This window comes from Prevotella sp. BV3P1 (assembly GCF_000479005.1).
Taxonomy (GTDB): Bacteria; Bacteroidota; Bacteroidia; order Bacteroidales; family Bacteroidaceae; genus Prevotella.
Genome location: NZ_AWXC01000007.1, coordinates 24,485 through 45,499 on the forward strand (window position 1 = coordinate 24,485; position 21,015 = coordinate 45,499).

Consider the following 21,015-nt stretch of genomic DNA (forward strand, 5'->3'; position numbering starts at 1 on the left):
ACAAAAATTTATGATGAAGAAAGCTCTGTTGTGGGGAGGTGTCATTCTGGGTGTTCCAGTAGCACTATCCGCCCTGCTCGCCATACTCCTATATATCCCCCCCGTGCAGCAATGGATGCTGCAGAAGGCCACCTACTATGCTTCGAAGAAGACGGGCATGGAGATTTCCATCGGCCGTGTGCGTCTGGCTTTTCCGTTGGATTTGAGCATGGAAGATGTACTCATCATCCAGCCCAACGACTCGTTGCCGCAGGTGAAAGACACCGTGGCATCGGTGCGTCGCATGGTGGCTGACGTGCAGCTAATGCCCTTGCTACACAAGCAGGTGGAGGTGGATGAGCTGACGTTCGAGGGCTTAAAACTCAATACCGTCAACCTCATTGCCGCTGCTAAGGTGCAAGGTACCATCGGAAAGCTGAACTTGGTGAGCCATGGCATCGACCTGAGCGGCTCGACAGTGCGTGTGAATCAGGCTAACTTGGAAGATGCTAAGCTGCAAGTGGCACTGGCTGACAGCGTTCCGAAGGACACGACAGAGAGCAAGACAACTTGGAAAATCGGGCTGGATCAATTGGACATCCGACGCTCTGACATCACCGTTCACATGCCTGGTGACACGCTTCAGGTACGAGCTTACTTGGGGAAAGCCGTGGCCAGCGAGGGTTCGTTCGACCTGGGTGAGGGTGTTTACCGACTGAAAAAACTGGACTGGACGGACGGAAAGTTGAATTATGACAACAAATGGAAAGCACACACCAAGGGATTGGACTATAACCATCTGGCGCTGAGCGATATAACCGTAGTCATCGACGCATTGCAATACCAAGCATCTAAGTTGGACATGAACGTGCGACAGATTGCTTTTCGGGAGAAGAGCGGACTTGATTTGCAACATCTCTCGGGCAATGTGGCGCTCGATTCCACGCGAATTCGGTTGAAAAATTCCCATCTCAAAACGTCGGAATCGAACCTGATGGCCGACATCGACATGGATTTGAACAGCTTCTCTGAGCAAACAAGTGGGAAGATGAACGCTAACGTGCACGCCACATTGGGCAAGCAAGACCTGATGCACTTTATGGGTGACCTGCCAAAAGAATTCAAACAAAAATGGCCCAACGCACCTCTATTGGTCGATGGAGTGGTGAGTGGCAACAGAAAGCGCATGCAGTTTGATGGTCTGAACATCTATCTGCCAACGGCCTTGAAAGCCTATGCCATCGGCTATGCGGCCAACCTCGATGATCCGAAGCGGTTGAAGGCCGACGTAAAGTTGAAAGCCAAGACGGGCAACCTTGATTTTGTGAAAGCCTTTTTGGACAAGGAAACGCGCAAAAAGGTGAACATTCCGCAGGGAATTGGTTTGGATGGCAGTCTGAAAATCAACGGCAAGCAATATACAACGGATTTCGTTGCCCAGCAAGGAGGAGGCTCTTTGCAGGCTAAAGCCCAGTTGGATGTGGCCAAAATGGCCTATACCGCCAAGTTGAACGCACGCCGTCTGCCGCTACAGAACTTCCTGCCCAACCAGGGATTGTCCCCCTTTAGCGGTACCGTGGACGTGAATGGACAGGGCACCGACTTCCTATCGCCCCGCACTACGCTTACGGCTAAGGCCCGAATCACCCAATTCAGCTACGGAAACTACAACCTTGACCACATGACGGCCGATGCCCATGTGAAGAATGGACGTGCCAAGGCATTGATACACAGTAACAACCCACTCATCAAAGGCGATATCACGCTCGATGCATTGACGCGTTCGAAAAATATCAATGCCACCGTGGTGACCGATTTGCAGCATGTGGATTTACATCGCCTTCATTTGTTGGATGACACCATTTCGATAGCGCTGAAGAGTCATTTGAAACTCGCCACCGACCTCAAAGAATCCTACAAACTGAAAGGAACGGTTGACAATATGGTCATCAACGACAACGGAAGGATATACAAGCCCCAGCCCATGAACCTTGATGTGCTGACCCGCAGGGACACAACCCATGCCGAGGTGGCCACCGGTGACTTCTACCTGTCTATGCACAGCAAGCAAGGCTACAAGAAGTTGATGAAACATGGCAACGCTTTTGTAGCCGAAATGAAGCGGCAGTTCGAAGATAAATACATTGACCAGCAACGCCTAAGGGACAATCTTCCCAACGCCAATCTGTATCTCAAATCGGGTAATGACAACTTCTTCGTGAACCTCATGCGCAGGTATGGGTGTGACATGGAGCGGGCATTGGTGAACATCGAATCGTCTCCCAACATGGGATTGGAAGGCCGGTTGCAGGTAGACAAGCTGCTGGTAGACAGCGTGCTGTTGGACACCGTTCGGCTGAGTCTGCATTCTAATCCCGAGGGAACCACCTACCATGGGCGCATACAGAACGCACCAGGCAACCCGCAATATGTCTTCAAGGCCCTCTTCGATGGTGCCCTGCATGAAAAAGGAACCAACATCCGCGCCAAACTATACGACGAGCATGACCAGTTGGGCATTGCATTAGGACTGATAGCCGACTTGGAAAAGGGTGGCATCCGAACCCGACTGGACAGTACGAAGATTGTACTGGGTTATAAGGATTTTGCTGTGAACAACGACAATTACCTCTTCTTGGGCAACGATCGGCGCGTATCGGCCAACATCTTGCTGCGCGCCAAGGACGGAACGGGTGTTCAGTTGTATTCCAATGACGAGCATCTGGATGTGCTGCAAGATGTAACCCTGTCGCTCAACAAGATAGAACTGAAGAACATCTTGAGCGTCATACCGTACACACCCGACATAGCCGGAACGATGAACGGCGACTTCCACATCATCCAGACTCCCACAGAGCTGTCTGTTTCGTCGGCCGTATCGGTGAAAAACATGTTCTACGAACAGAGTCCGATGGGCAACCTCAGTTCAGAATTCGTGTACATGCCGAAGTCAAAAGGGAGCCACTTCGTGGATGGTGTGCTGCTGAGTGATAACAAGGAGGTAGCAACGATGACGGGAACCTACGACAAGCACGGGTATCTGGATGCGACACTCAATTTGGAACGTCTGCCCTTGCAGTTGATGAACGGTTTCATTCCCAAGCGTATTTTCGGCTTGCGAGGCTATGGTGAGGGCGAAATTGCCGTGCGTGGGTCGATGAGGAAGCCCCACATGGATGGTGAAATCTATCTCGACTCGTCCTATATCTTCAGCGAACCATACGGCGTGTCACTTCGCTTTGCCAATGATCCCGTTCGAATCAAGGACAGCAAACTATTGTTTGAGAACTTTGAAATGTTCGCCAACAACAACAGTCCGTTGAACATTTACGGCACCTTCGACTTCTCTGACACCGAGCGGATGATGCTTGATATCCGCATGCGAGCTGAGAATTTCGAGATAATCGATGCTCGAGAGAATCCTCGTTCAGAGGCTTACGGCAAGGCTTTCGTCGACTTTTACGGTACGATGAAAGGGCCGGTGGAGAGCTTGCGTCTCAGAGGAAAGCTTAATGTACTGGGCACCACCGACATGACTTACGTGCTGAAAGATTCGGAACTGACCACCGACAACCAATTGGACGAACTGGTGAAGTTCACCGACTTTAATGATTCCACGGTTGAGGTGGTGCGCAGACCCAAGCTTACTGGCTTTGACATGCTGATGGGTGTGACCATTGATGAGGCTGCACATATCGTTTGCATGCTCAATGCCGACCAAACCAATTACATCGACTTGCTGGGTGGTGGCGATTTGCGTATGAGTTACAACCCAGCAGAATCCATCCAGATCATGGGACGGTATACTCTTCACAGCGGAGAGATGAAATATTCGTTGCCCGTTATCCCGCTGAAGACCTTCAATATTCAGAATGGCAGTTACATAGAGTTCAATGGCGACCCGATGAACCCCAAGCTCAACATCACGGCAACGGAACCTGTCAAGGCCACGGTGAGCGAGGGTACGGGTGCCGGGCGTGTCGTTGATTTCGACTGTGGCGTGAAGCTGTCGCAGACACTTAGCAACCCTGGCATCGAGTTCATCATCAGCTCACCGAGCGACATGACTATACAAGACGAACTAAACACCATGTCTGTGGAAGGAAGAGGCAAGGTGGCGGTCACCATGTTGGTGTCGGGCATGTACCTCACCGATGCCAATCCGTCGGCATTCTCGATGAACAGTGCCTTGAGTTCGTATTTACAAACCGAGATTAACAACATCGCCGGTTCGGCTATGCGCACCATGGGACTGGATGTGGGCATGAGCATTGACAACACGATGATGGCAAGTGGCGGCATGCATACCGATTACAACTTCAGATTCTCCAAACGACTATGGAACAACAGGCTGCGGGTAATCATCGGTGGACGTGTCTCCACTGGCGAGGAGGTGATGGCCAACCGTGACGATACGTTCTTCGATAACGTTGAATTGGAGTATCGCCTGAACCAGAATGCCAGTCAGTATCTGCGCCTGTTCTACAAAAACAACACCTACGACTGGCTCGAGGGACTCATCGGGGTATATGGCGTTGGTTTCACTTGGCGGCGCAAGCTGGCTCATTTCAAGGATATCTTCCGTTTCAAGAGTGACAAAGAGGCCTTGCCAACCATTCGTCCTGTCCAAAAAGACTCAATCAACAATGACATCAAAACGACTAACTAAATACATCCTTGCGCTCATTCTGCTGCCGGTCATCATGACGGCATGCTCTACAACCAGCGCCATTCCCGATGGCGAACAGCTGTTTACCGGACTGAAAAAGATTCAGTTTGACAACTATGAGAAGAACGCTCATGCCGATGAAACCAAGATGGAACTGGAGTCGGTATTGGCCACTGCGCCCACATCTTCCTTGCTCGGCAGCAGTTATTACCGCACCCCAATCCCCATACGCCTATGGATATGGAACGCTTTCTCGCAAGACACCAGTGCCGTGAGCCGATGGATTACCAAGGCATTTGGCTCGAAACCGAAGCTATTGAGCCAGGTTAACCCCTTGCTGCGCAAGTCGGTAGGCGAATTACAGTTGAAGAAGTTTGGCTATTTCAAAGGGAATGTCGACTATGACATCATTCAGCAATCCAACCCGAAGAAAGCCAAAGTGGCTTATTTTGTCAACATGGGACCCCTGTGGCGGCTCGACTCCATCAGTTATATCAACTTCACGCCCGGGGCAGACAGTCTGGTGGCAGCCACCAAGGATGAGGCCTTGATTCGCAAAGGCGACCCGTTTAGCGTGCCAGCCCTTGAAGCCGAGCGGCAACGTGTGGCTCGCTTGCTGCGCAACAACGGCTATTACTATGCCAAACCCACCGACGCTTCTTACCTGGCCGACACCTTGCAGATGCCCGGCAAGGTGGTGCTGCGCTTTCAAGAAGCCGATAGCTTGGAGCCAGAGGTAACCCGCAAATGGTATGTGGGACGGGTGAACGTGAATTTGCGGCGACAGTTTACGGAGGAACTCACCGATTCGTTGGTGCGGCGCAGCTTCACCCTTCGCTACGCACAGCGTAAATCACCCTTGCGTCCCGGCGTGTTCTACAGCGGTTTGAAGATACGCCCGGGACAGCTTTACAGTCTTGCCAACCAGGAAGCATCGTCAAACTACCTGCACTCCACGGGACTTTTCAGCTACAACAGCTTCCGCTTTACCCCGAGAGATTCGTCAGAAACTTGTGATACACTCGACCTGGACATCGACTGCGTGTTTGACAAACCCTACAATTTTTATATCAATGCCAATGCCAAAGGCAAGACCTCGAAGCGCTTCGGGCCTGAGTTGATTATGGGTCTGACCAAGTTGAACGCCTTTCGCGGAGGCGAAAAACTGGACATCAACGTCCATGGTTCTTACGAATGGCAGACCGGACATCGGTCGGAAGGCAGCTCGTCGAAGGTGAACTCGTACGAATATGGCGGCGACATCTCCCTGGTTATCCCACGAATGCTCACGCCGGGCAATCTCTTTTGGTCGGCTCTTCACCGCAACACGCGCGACAGTTTGCGCGTGCTGTCAGGGAAACGACCCAGGAGGAGAAGGCGGTTTTACGGTGTTCCATCTACGACTCTGCGCATGTCAAACAACATCTTGAACCGTGCCGGCTACTTCAAACGGCATGTTGTTTCGGGCGATTTGACATACGAGTTCTGGACTTCACCGCAGTCGTACCACGAGTTTAGTCCACTCACGCTGTCGTACGAGTACATGACCAGCCGCACCGATTCGTTCATGGTCTTGTTGGCCGACAATCCCTATTTGCAGATTTCCATGCGCGACCAGTTCGTTCCCAAGATGAGTTATACCTATCAGTATACCAGTGCGATGGGCACCCGTCATCCCATCTCTTGGCGAACTACCGTGAGCGAAGCCGCCAACATTCTGTCACTGGGCTACATGGCGGCCGGTAAACAGTGGAACGACAAGAGTAAGAAGTTGTTTAAAAATCCATACGCCCAGTTTGTGAAACTCGAAACCGACTTCGTGAAGCTGTGGCGATTTGGCGACAATCATTCCATCGCAGGTCATCTTAATGCCGGTGTGGTTTACAGTTACGGCAATGCTACCAAGGCCCCTTACTATGAACAGTTTTACGTTGGCGGTGCCAACAGCGTGCGGGCTTTCAACGTACGGAGCATTGGTCCCGGCAAATATCGGCCCAGCAACCAGCGCATGTCATATATAGAGCAGACCGGCGACGTGAAGTTTGTGGCCAACCTGGAGTTCCGTCCCCATTTGTTTGGCGATCTCTATGGTGCCGTTTTCCTCGATGCTGGCAACGTGTGGACGCTCGGTGACGATGCGCAGCGGCCTGGAGGACAGCTCAAGTGGAAGAGCGTGTTCACCGACATGGCAGTGGGCACCGGTGTGGGCGTTCGCTACGACCTGGGCTTGTTCGTCATTCGTGTGGATTGGGGTATCGGCCTGCATGTTCCTTACCATACGGGGAAGAAGGGCTTTTACAACCTGCTGCGCTTCGATGATGGCAACAGTTTCCACTTGGCCATTGGCTATCCATTCTAAAGAGGATTCGCTCTCGGGGACAATCAACAGGTGACAAATTCACTGACCTTACGAATAAAGCAACGATTTACTGCTCAATGCGTAAATAGGAGAGAACGGTTGCTGATGACACCTCTGCGTGTTAACAAACCTTTTGTTTGTTAAAAAGATTCATTTTTCTTGACAAAACAAAATCGTGAAATAGATGATGACGAAGGCTATTTTGGGTGTTCAAAACCACAAAATCATCACCTTGTTCCGTCATTCATATCGAATAAAGCGGCAATCAACATGCTTTAATTGCCCAACTAACATGCCTTAACCGCCCAAATTGCATCATATAGAAGGTTTGATTTGCACATAAAACAGGCAATTTGGCTTCAAACGCTTTGCTTTTTCATAGTACTTTAAGTTGAGAAACAATCCAACTCGCTGGTAATCAATATGATGATAAAAACCGTTCCTGCTTGCCGTTTTTTCAACGCACGAACCAGTTGGTTGAAAAAACGCTCAGCATTTGTGTTAAAAAAATGCCGTATAGGTCATGCCAGTACCATTATCATGCAGAGTATCCTTATTTGATATCATCAGTAGAGCATACAGACTGTCTTGTGAAGATTCAAAATCGAAGTGCAAAATTTGTTGGTGTTTGGATTGTACAAAAAACATGAAAAACACCGCGGAGGTATACCATGGGCCAAAATGCACTTTCGACTGATGCGTCTTGCCCTGGCTCCTTTCGGGAAACAAATTGTGAACGATGACTTTTAGGCACAAAGGTTATCGGGACAACAAATCAATCAAATAAGTGGCGCAAGGCATAGGAGAAAGACACGATGCAAAGTGCTCATTCTGCCATAACCTGCCTTGGCTGATACCTTGTCCCAGCTTGACATCACGTACCTGTCTGGTGTTGCCATCTTGATCATGCCCAACAAGTGGAACATCTCTAATGGCTGCGATATGTTGTTGCACCATCAATGACCGTTGCTTTTATAGTATCTCTTGTTTCAACTGTTCTGTTTAGTCATTGTTTCGTTCAAGTTTGATTAGATAATACAGTGCATTTCATGTCCTTCTACATAGATCGCACTGAACGGACGTGTCGGACACTGGTTTTCGCACGCCCCACACCCAATACAACGTTCGGTGTTGACCGCTGGGATTTTCGGAGATTTTGGATCTGAAGCCTTACTCGGCACCATCGTGATAGCACCTGCTGTCCACAGCGGGATTTGTATCTCTTAGCAGACAAACCAACTTCAATCGTGCCTCCGATGAAAAGGAAGCCACGCTCATTTAATTTGTACCTGCTGATACCCCACCAACCGGTCGGTACGTTCGCCGGTTCCGCGATAGTAGAGTAGTGCTTGGTACTTGTTTTCCGTTTGATAGAACGACCCCTCGGTGCTTACTGGAGCGGTCGTTCCGTCTGTTTTCGCAACCACATACTGGTACGAATAGTAGCCCTGTTTCAACAGCACTGCAGCCTCGTAAACGCCGTCCTGCTCGTTGTAGTGCATCTTGTATTCCGGTGTCAGTTGGTCGTTTGTCCATGTCGCGTTGAGATATACGTCCCCGTTCTGCCTGGGTGCCCGCAACTTGAAATGCACGATGAGATAATCTGAGCTGGTGTCGTTTTCTGCGTTGTCGCTGTTGCGGATGTAGAATGCCCCGTTGGCATCCTCATCGTAAACGTAATTTGGGCGAGGCTCATCGGTCCAAACGTATGCGTGATAATCGCTGCCGTCCCAGTTGACAGATTCCAGTCCCATGGTCGTATGGTTCACGTCCAGCATTTCAAACTTTCTGTATTCGTTGCCTCCGTCAAAAATCAGTTGCTTGTTGTGTACCCATTTCAGCGCATCGGGCATGACGTATTGCGGCTTGATGTTGAACCGTTCTTTGTTCCACCGACCGTTTTGCAGCACGATGGTCTTGATTTGGGTTGCCGGATCGGTTACTTGCAGCATGCTATAGTTTACCTCCATGTTCACTTGCTGATGCGTTCCGTTGATGTCGATGTCTGTGTTGGTCACTACCTCCATCTGGATACCAGCGAGAGGTTCCACGACCATGAAGCACGCAGACAAGATTTTCTCGTTGTCGTTGTTTTCGTCGAAGACCGTGAGACGATAGTTCCCACTCATCTTCAGTCTGCATCTTTCGTTGGGTATTTGCAGTTGATAGTGGGTGTAGAGCGTTTTCGTGTTGATTGATTTTTGCACGTCATCGATGGTGTTCCCCTCTGCGAAGCCATCCAGATAATCGCTTGCGAACAACTGAGTGGTAGTACTCCAGTCGGCTTCGCAATGTTCAATGGTGTAAGTATATCGGTGATATTCGTGGGTGAGGTCGTCAAATGCGATGGTTATTGGCTCACCATCCAACTGGGTGATGGGGGGTGAGAGCCAATCATCCCCTGCAACTACTTGCAAGGAAGCAATCGATTTTTTGTAAATCTCGTTCTTCTGTGCAGTGCAAACGCTTGCTGTCAGTAAAAGACAAATGCCTATCAGGGTTCTGTTCATTGTATTCATTTCCATGATGTGTTTTGCAGATGGCTGCGTGATAGCACCTGTTAGAATTCGAGTATAACCTTTCCGTTGATCAATCGGCCAGTCAGATAATTGGGTACGGCGTATTGTTGGTTCGTCACATCCGTAATCCAATAATACGAATTGACGTTACTGATGCCGAAAAGGTTCAGCGCGTCAATGCCCAACCAAATGTTCTTGAAGATGGATTTAGAGCGACGGTCGTCATTGTTCAATAGTCGATAACTCATCCCTAAGTCCACTCGTCTGTACGCAGGTGCGCGAAATGAGTTGCGTTCCAATTCGCGGTGCGGTGCTGCAAAGGGAAGACCGTCGGCAAAAGCCAGCTTCAATGACATCTTCCATCGGTCGGTTCCGGGGAAGTAATCGGTGAAGAATAGGTTCACGGCGTACCGCTGGTCGGTAGGCATGGGAATGGTCTTGCCATTGAGTTTCATCTTCGTGTCCATCACGGAGAGGCTTATCCACGAATCAGTTCCTGGTACAAACTCGCCATACAGCTTCATATCCAGCCCCAAGGCATGTCCCGAACTCATGTTGTCGCCATAATATACCACCTTGACGTTGTTCACACTGTATGGTACCAGGTTGCCCAATGCCTTGAAGTAGGCTTCGGCCGTGAACTTGAATGGCCGCTTGTTCATTCTGAACCGGTAGTCCATGGCGGTGATTAGGTGGATAGAACGTTGGCTCTTCGCCTTCTCGTTCAACTTTGCGTACGTCGTTCCGTTGACGGTAGTCGTATCTCTTATCTCTTTGTAGAAAGGTGTTTGATAGTACAATCCGGCCGCCAAGCGAAAGGTCATGTTCTCGTTAAAGGCGGGTATGATGCCCAGTGAGGCGCGCGGACTCACCACCAATTCTTTGTTGAAGCTCCATCTGCTCATACGCACCCCGTAGTTCAAGGTGTAGTGGGTGTTGCCGCTGCGGTTGCTAAACCGATAGGTGTCTTGCAGATAAGCCTCGATGCGCCGGGCGTTCAGCTCGTTTTTGGCACGCAGGGAGTAAATCATGTACAGGTCTTTTCCCGTGTGTGGAATGCTGTATCCGCTTGAATCCCGCATCTCATATTCAGCAGCTTGCTCTTGAATGTGTTCAAACTTGAATGTCAGTCCGCCTTCCACCTGGTGTCGCTTGGATGTGTGTTTGGCCATCAACTTTACGTTCTCCACATGAGCTTTCAAGTAGTTACGCGCATGTTGAAAGTAGGTTCCAACGCCCAAGTTCTCACTTGTCTCGGTTTGTGTGAGCCAGTATTGCCCCTGGATGTCATATTTTTCACGTTCGTTGGTCGAGAAAGCCGAGGCTAAGAGTGACACTGACGTGGAATCACCGAAGTTGCGTGTTAAGTCGATTGAACCGAAATAGGTGTTGAACCGATCCTTTTCATGCCCATCAAAATATACTTTGAACGACTTGACGTTTTGCAAGGTACCAAAAGCCGTTTCCCTGTTTTTTGGCGTAAACGTGTAGTGATTGTCCGATAGGTTGCCGATGAACGACAGTTTCCAACGCTTGTTCGGCGTATAAACCAGGTAGGTTTGGTAGTCTAAGAAATCGGGTTTGTATTCTCCCTCTGTTTCCAACGACCCCAACAGATATTTGTTGGTCTTGTATCTCAGGCCGTTGCTCCATGCCACCGTCTTGGTTCTGAAACCTACGAACGCGCTGGCTCCCAACAAACTGGCAGACACGTTGGCCTCAAATGGTTTGGGTTGCCGGTAGGTAATGTCGAGGGCCGACGACATCTTGTCACCGTATTTGGCCTCGAATCCGCCGGTTGAAAAACCAATTTTCTCCACCATGTCTGGATTGATGACCGACAATCCCTCTTGTTGTCCCGACCTTACCAAGAAAGGTCTGTATATCTCTATGTTGTTGATGTACACGCTATTCTCGTCAAAGGCACCCCCTCTTACGTTGTATTGTGATGACAGTTCGTTGTGCGTGGACACGCCGGCTTGCGACTGTATGAGCTCTTCCACGCCGTTTCCCGTCACCGAAGGCAAGGTTTTGGCATGTTCAGTCTTCAGGTTTTGCGTTTGTCCGGTCTGAATTTTCTCGCCCATCACCTTCACTTCGCCCAGCGTCTGGTCGTCGCTGTTCAACACGATCTGCAACGTTTGTTTGCCTCGCGGATGGCGCAGCACGCGCTGTTTGGTTTTGTAGCCAATCATGGAAAACCTGATAACAACTGAGTCGGCCGACATCAGTTGCATGCTGAACTCGCCTTTGAGTGAGGTCACGGTGGCTTTGCCCTGTTGCAGACACGACACGGTGGCCAACTCCACGGGATTGAGTTGCTCGTCAACCACTCTTCCTTGCAGGGTGAATGATTGGGCTTGTGCTGCCATTGCGCATAGCAACAGCAGACTGATTACAACGGTTCTCAATTTCATCATTGGTCTGATAACGCAATAGTTGGTTGATTATTGCGTTGCCGCACGTTGTTTCAGCATTGTCGCAGAGCCGCCAACAGCTCGTTGTTTTCGGTCTTCGTGCCGATGGTCACCCGCAGACAATCGTGGCATAGTGTCACCTGATTTCTGTCGCATACCACAATACCTTTGTCCAATAGGTATTGATAGGTGGCTTGGGTATTTTTCATCTTGGCCAGAAAGAAGTTGGCCGAGGTAGGGTACACCTTCACGCACTGTGGCAGTACGGCAAAAGCCTGCACCATTCTTCGCCTTTCTTGCAGCAGGGTGGTGACCCATTTTTCTACCTCAAAGGTACCTTGCAGCGACTTGAGTGCTTGCTCTTGCGTGAGCGAGCTGATGTTGTAGGGCTGTTTCACCTTATTAAATAGGTTGACGATTTCTTCGCTTGCGAACGCCATTCCCAGTCGGATGCCCGCACATCCCCACGCCAGACTCATGGTGTTGAGTATGATGAGGTTGGGGTAGGAGGCGAGTTCGGTGCGGAATGACTTCTGGGAAGAGAAGTCACTGTAGGCTTCGTCCAGCACCACGATGCCGTCAAATTGTTGGACGATTTCCGTGATGGCGTCCCTATGAAGGTCGTTGCCTGTGGGGTTGTTGGGACTGCATAGCCAAATTACCTTTGTTGATGCGTCGCATGAGGCCAGCAATTTGTCGGCCGACAGCTGGAAACTTTCATCCAGCGGCACGGGTTTGTAGGTCGTGTTGTTGATGTCTGCGCACACTTTGTACATGCCGTAGGTTGGTTCGATGGCAACAACGTTGTCTTGCTGAGGTTCGCAGAAAATGCGGTAAACCAAGTCGATGGCTTCATCACATCCGTTACTCAGGAAGATGTTTCCGGCCGGCACTTGCTTAATTTGGCTCAGCTTTTCTTTCAATTCCCTTTGCAGTGGGTCGGGATATCGGTTAAGCGGCTTGTTATATGGATTTTCGTTGGCATCCAAAAAGACGTTTGCCTTGCTGCCACCATGCTCGCACCGCGTGCTGCCATGGCGCGTTAAAGCCCAAATATTGGGTCTAACCAGTTGTTCCAGGGTTCTCATCATGTCATCGATTTAAAGGGTATAGGTGCCGAAATTGCGCGTCGTAAGGTGTGAATCGTTCACACGGCATTTCTTATTTGTTCTTAAAAATGTTATGCAAATATAATAAGATGTGGGGAGATGTGCAAGAAATGTCGTACATTTGCCCAATGCAAAAGTGCCAAAATTACTTTCCTCTTTCATTGACATGCCATTTGTTCATCTTCCTGTTGTTGTTGATGCTCTGTGGGTGTGAAAATGAAAAGAAACAGGTACGCACGCCTTGGGGAACCACTTTGGGCACCGATACGGCCAATGTGAGTCAGGGTTTCTCGCTGGATGACATCATCGGAAACGGCGAATTGATTATGCTGACCATCAATGGACCCGAGACGTATTACGACTATCGTGGGCGTGGCATGGGATTACAGTATTTGCTTTGTGAACAGTTTGCCCGACAGTTGGGCGTTTCCTTGCGGGTAGAATTGTGCAAGGACACCACGGAGATGGTCAACAGGCTCGAGCAAGGTGATGGCGACATCATCGCTTTTCCGCTGCCCAGAACCGACAAACGCTTGCTGTACTCGGGGCCATCGGCTGATTCGTTGAAAACACAGTGGGCGGTAAGGAAAGACAATGAGGCGCTTGCCGACACGCTGAACAAATGGTTCAGTCCGAAACTCATTGCCCAAGTCAAGCAACGAGAATCGTTCTTGCTGTCCACCCGCAGCGTTACCCGTCACGTTTATTCACCCATGTTGAACCGTTCGCAGGGTGTCATCTCCCGTTATGACCACTTTTTTCAGCAGTATGCGCCCATGGCCAGATGGGATTGGCGCTTGATGGCGGCTCAATGTTATCAAGAGTCTACCTTTGACCCGCAAGCTCGTTCGTGGGCCGGTGCACTGGGATTGATGCAAATCATGCCCGGAACGGCGGCGCATCTGGGACTTTCGTTAGCCGACATCCATGATCCGGAGCAAAACATAGCGGCCGCAGCCAAGTATTTGCAAGAGCTAAGTGCCCATTTTCAGGATGTGAGAAACGTGCAGGAACGCCAGTATTTCGTGCTGGCCAGCTACAATGGCGGCTCTTATCATGTGCGCGATGCGATGGCATTGACCCAGAAAAACGGTGGCAATCCGCATAGTTGGAATCACGTTTCAGAATATATTTTGAAGTTGTCTGACCCGCGTTACTATCGTGACCCCATCGTCAAGTATGGCTATATGCGTGGTTCAGAGACGGTTGACTACGTTAACAAAATTCGCGCCCGCTATGCGCAATACAGAGGTGTGGCCAAGGGTGGAATTGGTTTTTACAGCATCCAGAAACCTTCCAGGGCCAAGCGCAAGCATCGCTTCAAGCTCTAAACATATTAAATCACGCCCCTACGGTTATCTTACCCCAAGGCACCGCATTTTCAAACTCATTGCTATTGGCTGTCAATCTCAATGTTATTGGCACTCAAACTCAATGCAATTGGCAGCCAAACTCAATGCAATTGGATGACGGGCTGAATGGCTTTCGTTATGAAAGGATTAAGTGGTTGGTTTTCAGTATGTAACGGTTTTTGGCTGTGTCACCGTCCTTGTTCGTCAATGCCCATCCCCGTTTTACGCTTCGGCCGCTTCTGTTTGGATGGCTTTCCTGTTGGATTGTGCTTGTCTGCGGGCTTCTATCGACCCATACACATAGTAGTTGACGAAGATGCCAACCGTCAGAAAGGCGGCGCAAATAAAGTAGATGAGGATGCAGACACCGTAGGTAAGCACGGGGAAGTAGGCCGGAAGGGTGTTTGGGTCACCATTCTGAACGCCCATTTGTGACAGGGTGCTGGCCATGAACAGGATGTAGACCGGCATGAGGAGAATGAGGGTGAGGAAAAAAATGACGATTCCATATAAGAAAAAGGTGGAAACGATGAACCCGATGCGGCGCAGTCCGGTTCGATAACCGCCCAGCACATGCGTTTTGAACTTGGCCTCTTTCTCCTGAATGTATCTCATGGAAGAATAGGCAAAGGGTGCCATGGCGATGAGAATGATGAGCCAGGCCACCGGAAAGAGCCATGCCTGCAAGCCCATTCCGGCCGTGCCGACAGCCGCTGGTGCGGGTTTTTGCCCATAAGAAATGGATAGCGTCGCAGCTGTCAGCAGCAGGGAAACGATGCCCATGAAAACCACATAGGCCAACTGAAGTTTGGCAATGCGCTTGAGGTTGCAGGCAAAGCCGTTCTCGTTGAGCAGGGTGGTGGTGCGAGCCATGTACCATACCGACGCACAGAGCAGCAGTACGTTGAGCAAACCGAACGTGACCAACTTGCCCGTGGGCAGGCTGTTGCCCATCGTGTGCATGGCATTGGTGAGGCCGAAGGCCAGGTATGCGCCCCCAATGACGGAGAACACCAGCAGCGACAGCCAGTTTTTACGCAAGATGGTCATGACGTTTGAGCAGAAAAGAAGGTATCCGGCCTTGATGCAACCCGATATGCTTCTGTTTTTATAGAGATCGTTTTCCATATTCGTTTGATTGATTTACGTTGTTTTTGTTCTTCTTTTAAATTCGCTGCACGCAATGGCCGTGGCGATGGCCACGTTGAGGCTCTCGGCCTTGTCGGGCAAGGTGGAGAAGTTGGGGATGAGCAGCGGATGGTTGACGCGTGCGCGCAGGTCTTTCGAGATGCCGTTGCCTTCATTCCCCATGATGATGATGCCGGTCGCGGTGAGCGTCTGTTGATAGATATCCGCACCATCAAGCAAAGTGCCATAGACAGGGGTTGGTGGCGGCAGCGCATCCACAAATTCGCAGAGATTCAGGTAGGTGACGTCGACGTGTGCGATGCTTCCCATGGTGGCCTGAACCACTTTCGGGTTGTACACATCTGCCGTGTCTTCGCTGCAAATCACATTCCTGATGCCAAACCAGTCGGCAATGCGGATGATGGTGCCAAGGTTACCCGGGTCTTGAATGCCATCCAGTGACAGCACCAGCTCGTGGGTTGGGTCGATGTGAGTGGGCATGTGGCGTTGTTCAAATACGGCCAACACCTCTTGCGGGTGCTGTAGCAGACTGATTTTTTGCAGCTCGTCGGGCGATACCGGGATGATTTGCGGTCGGCTGTCGCCCTGGTTGCCCCTCAAGCTCTCGTCTTCGTGCCGTTCGAGCCATTGCTCTGTGGCGACGATGAGTTCGGGTTGGAACGACGACAGCAGGTCGTGAACCACCTTAGGACCCTCGGCAACGAACGTGCCATGAGCCGACCGTCCCTTCTTTGTTTGCAGCGCGTTGATGTATTTGATTTTTGCTTTACTAATCATCCTCTTCGTTTTGATGTGCTTTGGAATATTGAAGCCAAGCACAAAGATAACACGGTTCTTTCATTTAAAAAGGTCGTTTGTTGTCAAAAACAATCATTTTTTTTGTTTCAACAACGAATTGAACGAATGAAACGAATCTGACTGTTGGAATCAATGAACGCAGGCGTTCAACGAATGAAACGAATTTGGCAAAGACACGCAACATGTTTATGTCGGCAGATTTGTTTCATTCGCAGAACGCTTGCGTTCATTGTCTTGTTTGGTTCATTCGTTTCATTTGTTACATTCGTTGTTCAACAACATTGTCCTTAAATAAAAGAGCCGTACAAAGATAGTAAATTCTTGATTCTTCAACCGCTTATTTAGCATCTTTTTCCTTACCTTTGCAATGATATACACAGAAGAGCCAGTTGCGTGAGCATTCAACAGCGTTCTGTGTCATTGTGGTTTTCATCATTAAACAGGTGCATTTTGAGGAAAGTAAAATTATCGATTTCTTTTCTGACGTTGCTGTTCCTGGTTGGTTGCTCATCGAGTAAATTCATCCCGGAGAACGAGTATCTGTTGCAAGAGGTTGAAATCAAGTCAGATCAGAAAGGCTTTGATGCTGCCTCGTTGGAGCCTTATATCCGACAGAAAGCCAACTCCAAGTGGTTCTCTTTGTTCAACATTCCGTTAGGAACCTATTCGCTTTCGGGGCGTGATACCACGAAATGGGTGAACCGTACTTTGCGAAAGATTGGCGAAGAGCCGGTGCTGTTTGATACCGTGCAGGCCAACCAGTCGATGAACGACCTGAAGAAGGCTCTGCAAAACGCTGGATACATGCATGCGGACGTAGACTTGCAGACGAAGGTAAAGGGCAAAAAGCTGAAAGCCATCTACACGCTTCATCCCGGTGAGCCTTATCGTATCAACCGTGTGAGATATGACATTGCGGACGAACGCATCAAACGAATACTGGCTTTGGACAAACCTCAGCATGCTATTCGCGGCCTTCAGAGCGGCTCGCGCTTCACAGTGGAACGCCTGGACGAAGAGCGTAACCGAATAACCAAGCTGCTGTTGGACAGCGGTTTTTATAAATTTCACAAGGATTTTATCGTCTTTGAGGCCGACTCGGCACGCAACAATACCGACATCAACCTGGTGGTCAGACTGTTGAAATACCGTGCCAACAGTGACGCACCTGAGACCAATCACCCACGGTATTTCATTCGTGACGTGAAATTCTCTTCCAGTGAGGAGTCGGGTATCCATCTGCGTCCCAAAATACTTGAATACAATACGGCCATCAAGGCGGGAGAACCCTTCTCGGCCGCTCATCTGCAAACGACGTATAACAACTTCGCACGGTTGCAAGCCGTGAGGTACACCAACATCAAGTTTAAGGAATTGCCCGACACTACGCTGTTGGATTGTGACATACAGCTGAGCCACAACAAGCCTCATACGCTGTCTTTTCAGCCCGAAGGCACCAACACGGCCGGTGATTTGGGGGCAGCCGTGTCGCTGACATACGAGAACAGAAACCTTTTTCGTGGCAGTGAGGTGCTGCGGGTGCAGCTAAGAGGGGCCTTTGAGGCCATCACGGGCCTGGAGGGATACAACGACCAGGACTATCAGGAGTACAACACTGAGGCCAAATTGCAATTTCCCCGCTTGCTGGCTCCTTTCCTATCAAGCGCGTTTCAGCGACGTAGCACGGCATCATCGGAGTTGTCTTTCAGTTACAGCTTGCAGAATCGTCCAGAATTTCATCGTAGGGTTTTGTCCGCAGCGTTTAGATATCGATGGAACGAACCGAAGCGATATTCGTCCTATCGCGTGGATTTGATTGACCTCAACTATGTCTATATGCCTTGGATTTCTGATACGTTCAAGCGCGATTACCTGGACGACGTCAGTAGTAGGAATGCTATCTTGCGGTATAACTATGAGAATTTGCTGGTCATGAAGATGGGGTTCGGCTTGAGATTCAATAATGGTCGGCATGCCATGATTGCCAACATCGAAACGGCCGGCAATATTTTGAAGGGCTTTTCTAAAGTGCTGTCCTTCCGTAAAAACGCGCAAGGACAGTACACCTTATTTAATACGGCCTACGCACAGTATATCAAAGGCGACTTCGACTATACCCGTTTGATTACCTTTGATATGCACAACTCGTTGGCTTTGCACATTGATTTGGGGCTTGCTTATCCGTATGGCAACTCGAAAATATTGCCTTTTGAGAAGCGATACTTCTCGGGTGGAGCCAACTCGGTGAGGGGATGGAGCGTCAGAGAGTTGGGGCCGGGCAGCTTTCGCGGTACCGATGGGCGCATCGACTTCATCAACCAAACGGGTGACATGAAGCTGGATATGAACATAGAATACCGCACCAAGTTGTTTTGGAAGTTCCATGGAGCGGCTTTTGTGGATGCCGGAAACATTTGGACGTTGCGACAATATGAGGAACAACCTGGCGGTCAGTTCAGGTTACACGAGTTTTATAAGCAGATAGCCGTGGCCTACGGACTGGGATTGCGCTTGAACTTCGACTTTTTTATCCTGCGGTTCGACATGGGTATGAAGGCCATCAATCCTGCTTATGAAACACTGCGTGAGCATTTCGCCGTGCTTCATCCTAACTTTGGTCGCGACTTCACCTTCCATTTCGCAGTGGGTATGCCCTTCTAATTGCCATTGTTACTGGCCTTATTTCATAGCATTGCTTTTTTGAATGAAAGTATTTCCACCATGCAATCATGCCTGTGAAGTTGCACGTTTAAAGCGTTCTCATTGGCGCATGGGCATAAAAAAACTTTCGAAAGCCGAAAAGGAATCTTGCGAAGTATGAGTTATTGGCTATTACTTTGTCTGCTCAGGTGGATTATCCTGCGTGTGACATGTAACCAATGCTCATTGAACTTGAAAAGAATCTTTTGGACTTTCGAAAGTCTTGTCAGGTATTATTGCTCGTTCTGTCTGCAACAACATGCCCTTTGGAGGGCATGTTGCAGTAGCATCAATATTGGTTTTGTTTCAGAGTACCCTTGGCAGCCTCAATCTCATCCTGAGGAATGGGCAAATATTTCTTACTTTCTGTCCACTGTATGCGTTCGGGTATAGCCTGTGTGTCGTATTCAGTTTTTGCCTTGTTAAGCACCTTTCCACCACCAGGTTTGAGCACCTCGGCAGCTTTGCCGAAGCGAATGAGGTCGTAGTAGCGTTTGCCTTCGCCTACAAACTCAAGTCGGCGTTCTTCCAAGATGTTATCAAGTGTGACGATGCGATGCGAGGCTTTTGCTCGGTTGCGTACCTCATCGAAATATCTCTGGGCTTTTGCTTTATCACCATTCGTGCGTAGAATCAGCTCAGCTGCATTGAGCAAGGTTTCTGAATAACGATAGATACGCTGGTTGTTGTCCCAACCTAAGTCGGAAGAAGCCACGGCTCCGTCGTTGCCTCCCGGGCGTCCTAAGTATTTCAGGAGGAATATTCCCGTGTTCTGATAGCGTCCTGCATAAGTTACCTCATCACCAGTGCGGGCCTTGTAGCTGGCAGCATATTCAGCCATGTTGATGATGCCGCCGGTTCGACGCAGGTCTTGCTGTTCATAGAGGTCATAAACTTCTTTTGATACATCGCAGAAGCCCCAGCCTCCGTTCAGTTCTTGTTTTGGTGCATAGGTTGGATTTTCGGCTAAATGTGCTTTGGAGGCTTTGTAGGTAAGTCCGTAAATACCAATCAGGGCAGGAACACCTGTCCCGCCGCCGGGGGCATTGACATTTCCCCAATCACGTCTGCTACCCTTGGAGCAATAATTGATTTCGTAAATTGACTCGTCGCACCATTCTCCACTTTGTTCCCAAATGCCGGCATAGTCGCTCATCAGGCGATATTTGTTGCTACCAATGATTTGTTCCATATAGCTCAGTGCCTGTTGGTATCGGCTCTCGTCTTTCTGGTACATCACAAAGTCAGCGAAAAGCATTTGGGCGAAAGCTTGGGTGGCATGTCCACAGCGCGCCTGGGTTTCCTTCATGGGGAGTGTGTTCGACTTGATGACATCTTCCAGTTCAGCAATCACTTTGCTATAAACATCATTAGCCGAGAGTTGTTCGGCAATGAAAGGAAATTCCAGGTTTTTTACATAATAAGGTACATTGCCCCAAAACTTCCAAAGCTGCAGGTAGTAGAAGGCTCTGATGGTTCTGGCTTCTGCGATATAGCCCGCCTTCTCGGCCTCAGAGAGTTCCTTAGCCTCTTCAGCATCCTTGATAACCCAGTTTGAGCGGTTTATACCCATGTAGCTGATTGTCCATGCTCCCTTGAAGTTCATCAAGCTGGTTGACTTGTATTGGGATGCCATGTGAATCTCCATCAGGTCAGTATTGCTACCTCCGCCTACATAAATGTCGTCACCCTGGACATCTGGGACGAGGAAGAGAGGACACCAACTTTCGTAAACATCGTACCAAGCCAAGGGTGCATACGCTGCCGTAACAGCTTCCTCAATGTGTGCCTTGGTGTTGTAGTAGCCTTCGATGGGCAGGCTGCTGGCGGGTTCTACCGACAAGAAATTGTCGTTGCATGAAGACAAGTAGCAGGTCATGCTTGCCATTACGCCGTATAAAAATATATTTTTAACTTTCATGATTGTTATCTTTTAAATTGTGTTCAATGTTATTTTCCTGTTT

Annotated in this window: 11 protein-coding genes and 1 pseudogene; 4 read left to right on the forward strand and 8 right to left on the reverse strand. The window is 49.6% G+C overall.

Annotated elements, in window-relative coordinates; all coding sequences use genetic code 11:
* The first annotated feature begins 13 nt into the window (after window positions 1-13).
* The gene (locus HMPREF1254_RS01225; RefSeq protein ID WP_036890794.1) at window positions 14-4,648 is read left to right on the forward strand and encodes a translocation/assembly module TamB domain-containing protein; all 4,635 of its coding nucleotides are present in this window, start codon (window positions 14-16) and stop codon (window positions 4,646-4,648) included.
* Window positions 4,626-7,007: a translocation and assembly module lipoprotein TamL gene (gene tamL / locus HMPREF1254_RS01230; RefSeq protein WP_023056886.1), complete on the forward strand. Its 2,382-nt coding sequence runs from the start codon at window positions 4,626-4,628 to the stop codon at window positions 7,005-7,007. The genes HMPREF1254_RS01225 and tamL (HMPREF1254_RS01230) overlap by 23 nt, the downstream gene beginning before the upstream one ends.
* A gap of 759 nt (window positions 7,008-7,766) precedes the next feature.
* On the opposite strand, the gene HMPREF1254_RS12120 is transcribed toward tamL (HMPREF1254_RS01230), so the two are convergent.
* From HMPREF1254_RS12120 to hisC, 5 genes and pseudogenes are all read right to left on the reverse strand, one after another.
* The gene (locus HMPREF1254_RS12120; protein ID WP_023056872.1) at window positions 7,767-7,964 is read right to left on the reverse strand and encodes a hypothetical protein; all 198 of its coding nucleotides are present in this window, start codon (window positions 7,962-7,964) and stop codon (window positions 7,767-7,769) included.
* Window positions 7,965-8,035: 71 nt separating this feature from the next.
* Window positions 8,036-8,203 (reverse strand): annotated as a pseudogene (locus tag HMPREF1254_RS11575) (4Fe-4S binding protein); the annotation flags it as partial.
* 78 nt (window positions 8,204-8,281) lie between these two features.
* Window positions 8,282-9,532, reverse strand: coding sequence for a type IX secretion system plug protein (locus HMPREF1254_RS01240; RefSeq protein ID WP_408939366.1), 1,251 nt, complete (start codon window positions 9,530-9,532; stop codon window positions 8,282-8,284).
* A gap of 35 nt (window positions 9,533-9,567) precedes the next feature.
* Window positions 9,568-11,943: a TonB-dependent receptor gene (locus HMPREF1254_RS01245; protein ID WP_036878847.1), complete on the reverse strand. Its 2,376-nt coding sequence runs from the start codon at window positions 11,941-11,943 to the stop codon at window positions 9,568-9,570.
* Between the two features lie 53 nt (window positions 11,944-11,996).
* Complete coding sequence (gene hisC, locus HMPREF1254_RS01250; RefSeq protein WP_036878844.1) at window positions 11,997-13,031, reverse strand: histidinol-phosphate transaminase; 1,035 nt, start codon at window positions 13,029-13,031, stop codon at window positions 11,997-11,999.
* A gap of 149 nt (window positions 13,032-13,180) precedes the next feature.
* Between hisC and HMPREF1254_RS01255 the strand changes: the two genes are divergently transcribed.
* Complete coding sequence (locus HMPREF1254_RS01255) at window positions 13,181-14,383, forward strand: transglycosylase SLT domain-containing protein (RefSeq protein WP_051331258.1); 1,203 nt, start codon at window positions 13,181-13,183, stop codon at window positions 14,381-14,383.
* 243 nt (window positions 14,384-14,626) lie between these two features.
* On the opposite strand, the gene HMPREF1254_RS01260 is transcribed toward HMPREF1254_RS01255, so the two are convergent.
* Together HMPREF1254_RS01260 and HMPREF1254_RS01265 are read right to left on the reverse strand one after the other, a co-directional pair.
* A complete protein-coding gene (locus HMPREF1254_RS01260; protein WP_023056919.1) occupies window positions 14,627-15,532 on the reverse strand; it encodes a hypothetical protein in 906 nt (301 codons plus the stop codon).
* Between the two features lie 15 nt (window positions 15,533-15,547).
* Window positions 15,548-16,330, reverse strand: coding sequence for a TrmH family RNA methyltransferase (locus HMPREF1254_RS01265; RefSeq protein WP_023056908.1), 783 nt, complete (start codon window positions 16,328-16,330; stop codon window positions 15,548-15,550).
* Between the two features lie 471 nt (window positions 16,331-16,801).
* Between HMPREF1254_RS01265 and tamL (HMPREF1254_RS01270) the strand changes: the two genes are divergently transcribed.
* Window positions 16,802-19,012: a translocation and assembly module lipoprotein TamL gene (gene tamL, locus HMPREF1254_RS01270; RefSeq protein ID WP_023056816.1), complete on the forward strand. Its 2,211-nt coding sequence runs from the start codon at window positions 16,802-16,804 to the stop codon at window positions 19,010-19,012.
* Window positions 19,013-19,340: 328 nt separating this feature from the next.
* Here tamL (HMPREF1254_RS01270) and HMPREF1254_RS01275 read toward each other — a convergent pair whose 3' ends face one another.
* Window positions 19,341-20,972, reverse strand: coding sequence for a RagB/SusD family nutrient uptake outer membrane protein (locus HMPREF1254_RS01275; RefSeq protein WP_023056878.1), 1,632 nt, complete (start codon window positions 20,970-20,972; stop codon window positions 19,341-19,343).
* Window positions 20,973-21,015: the final 43 nt, after the last annotated feature.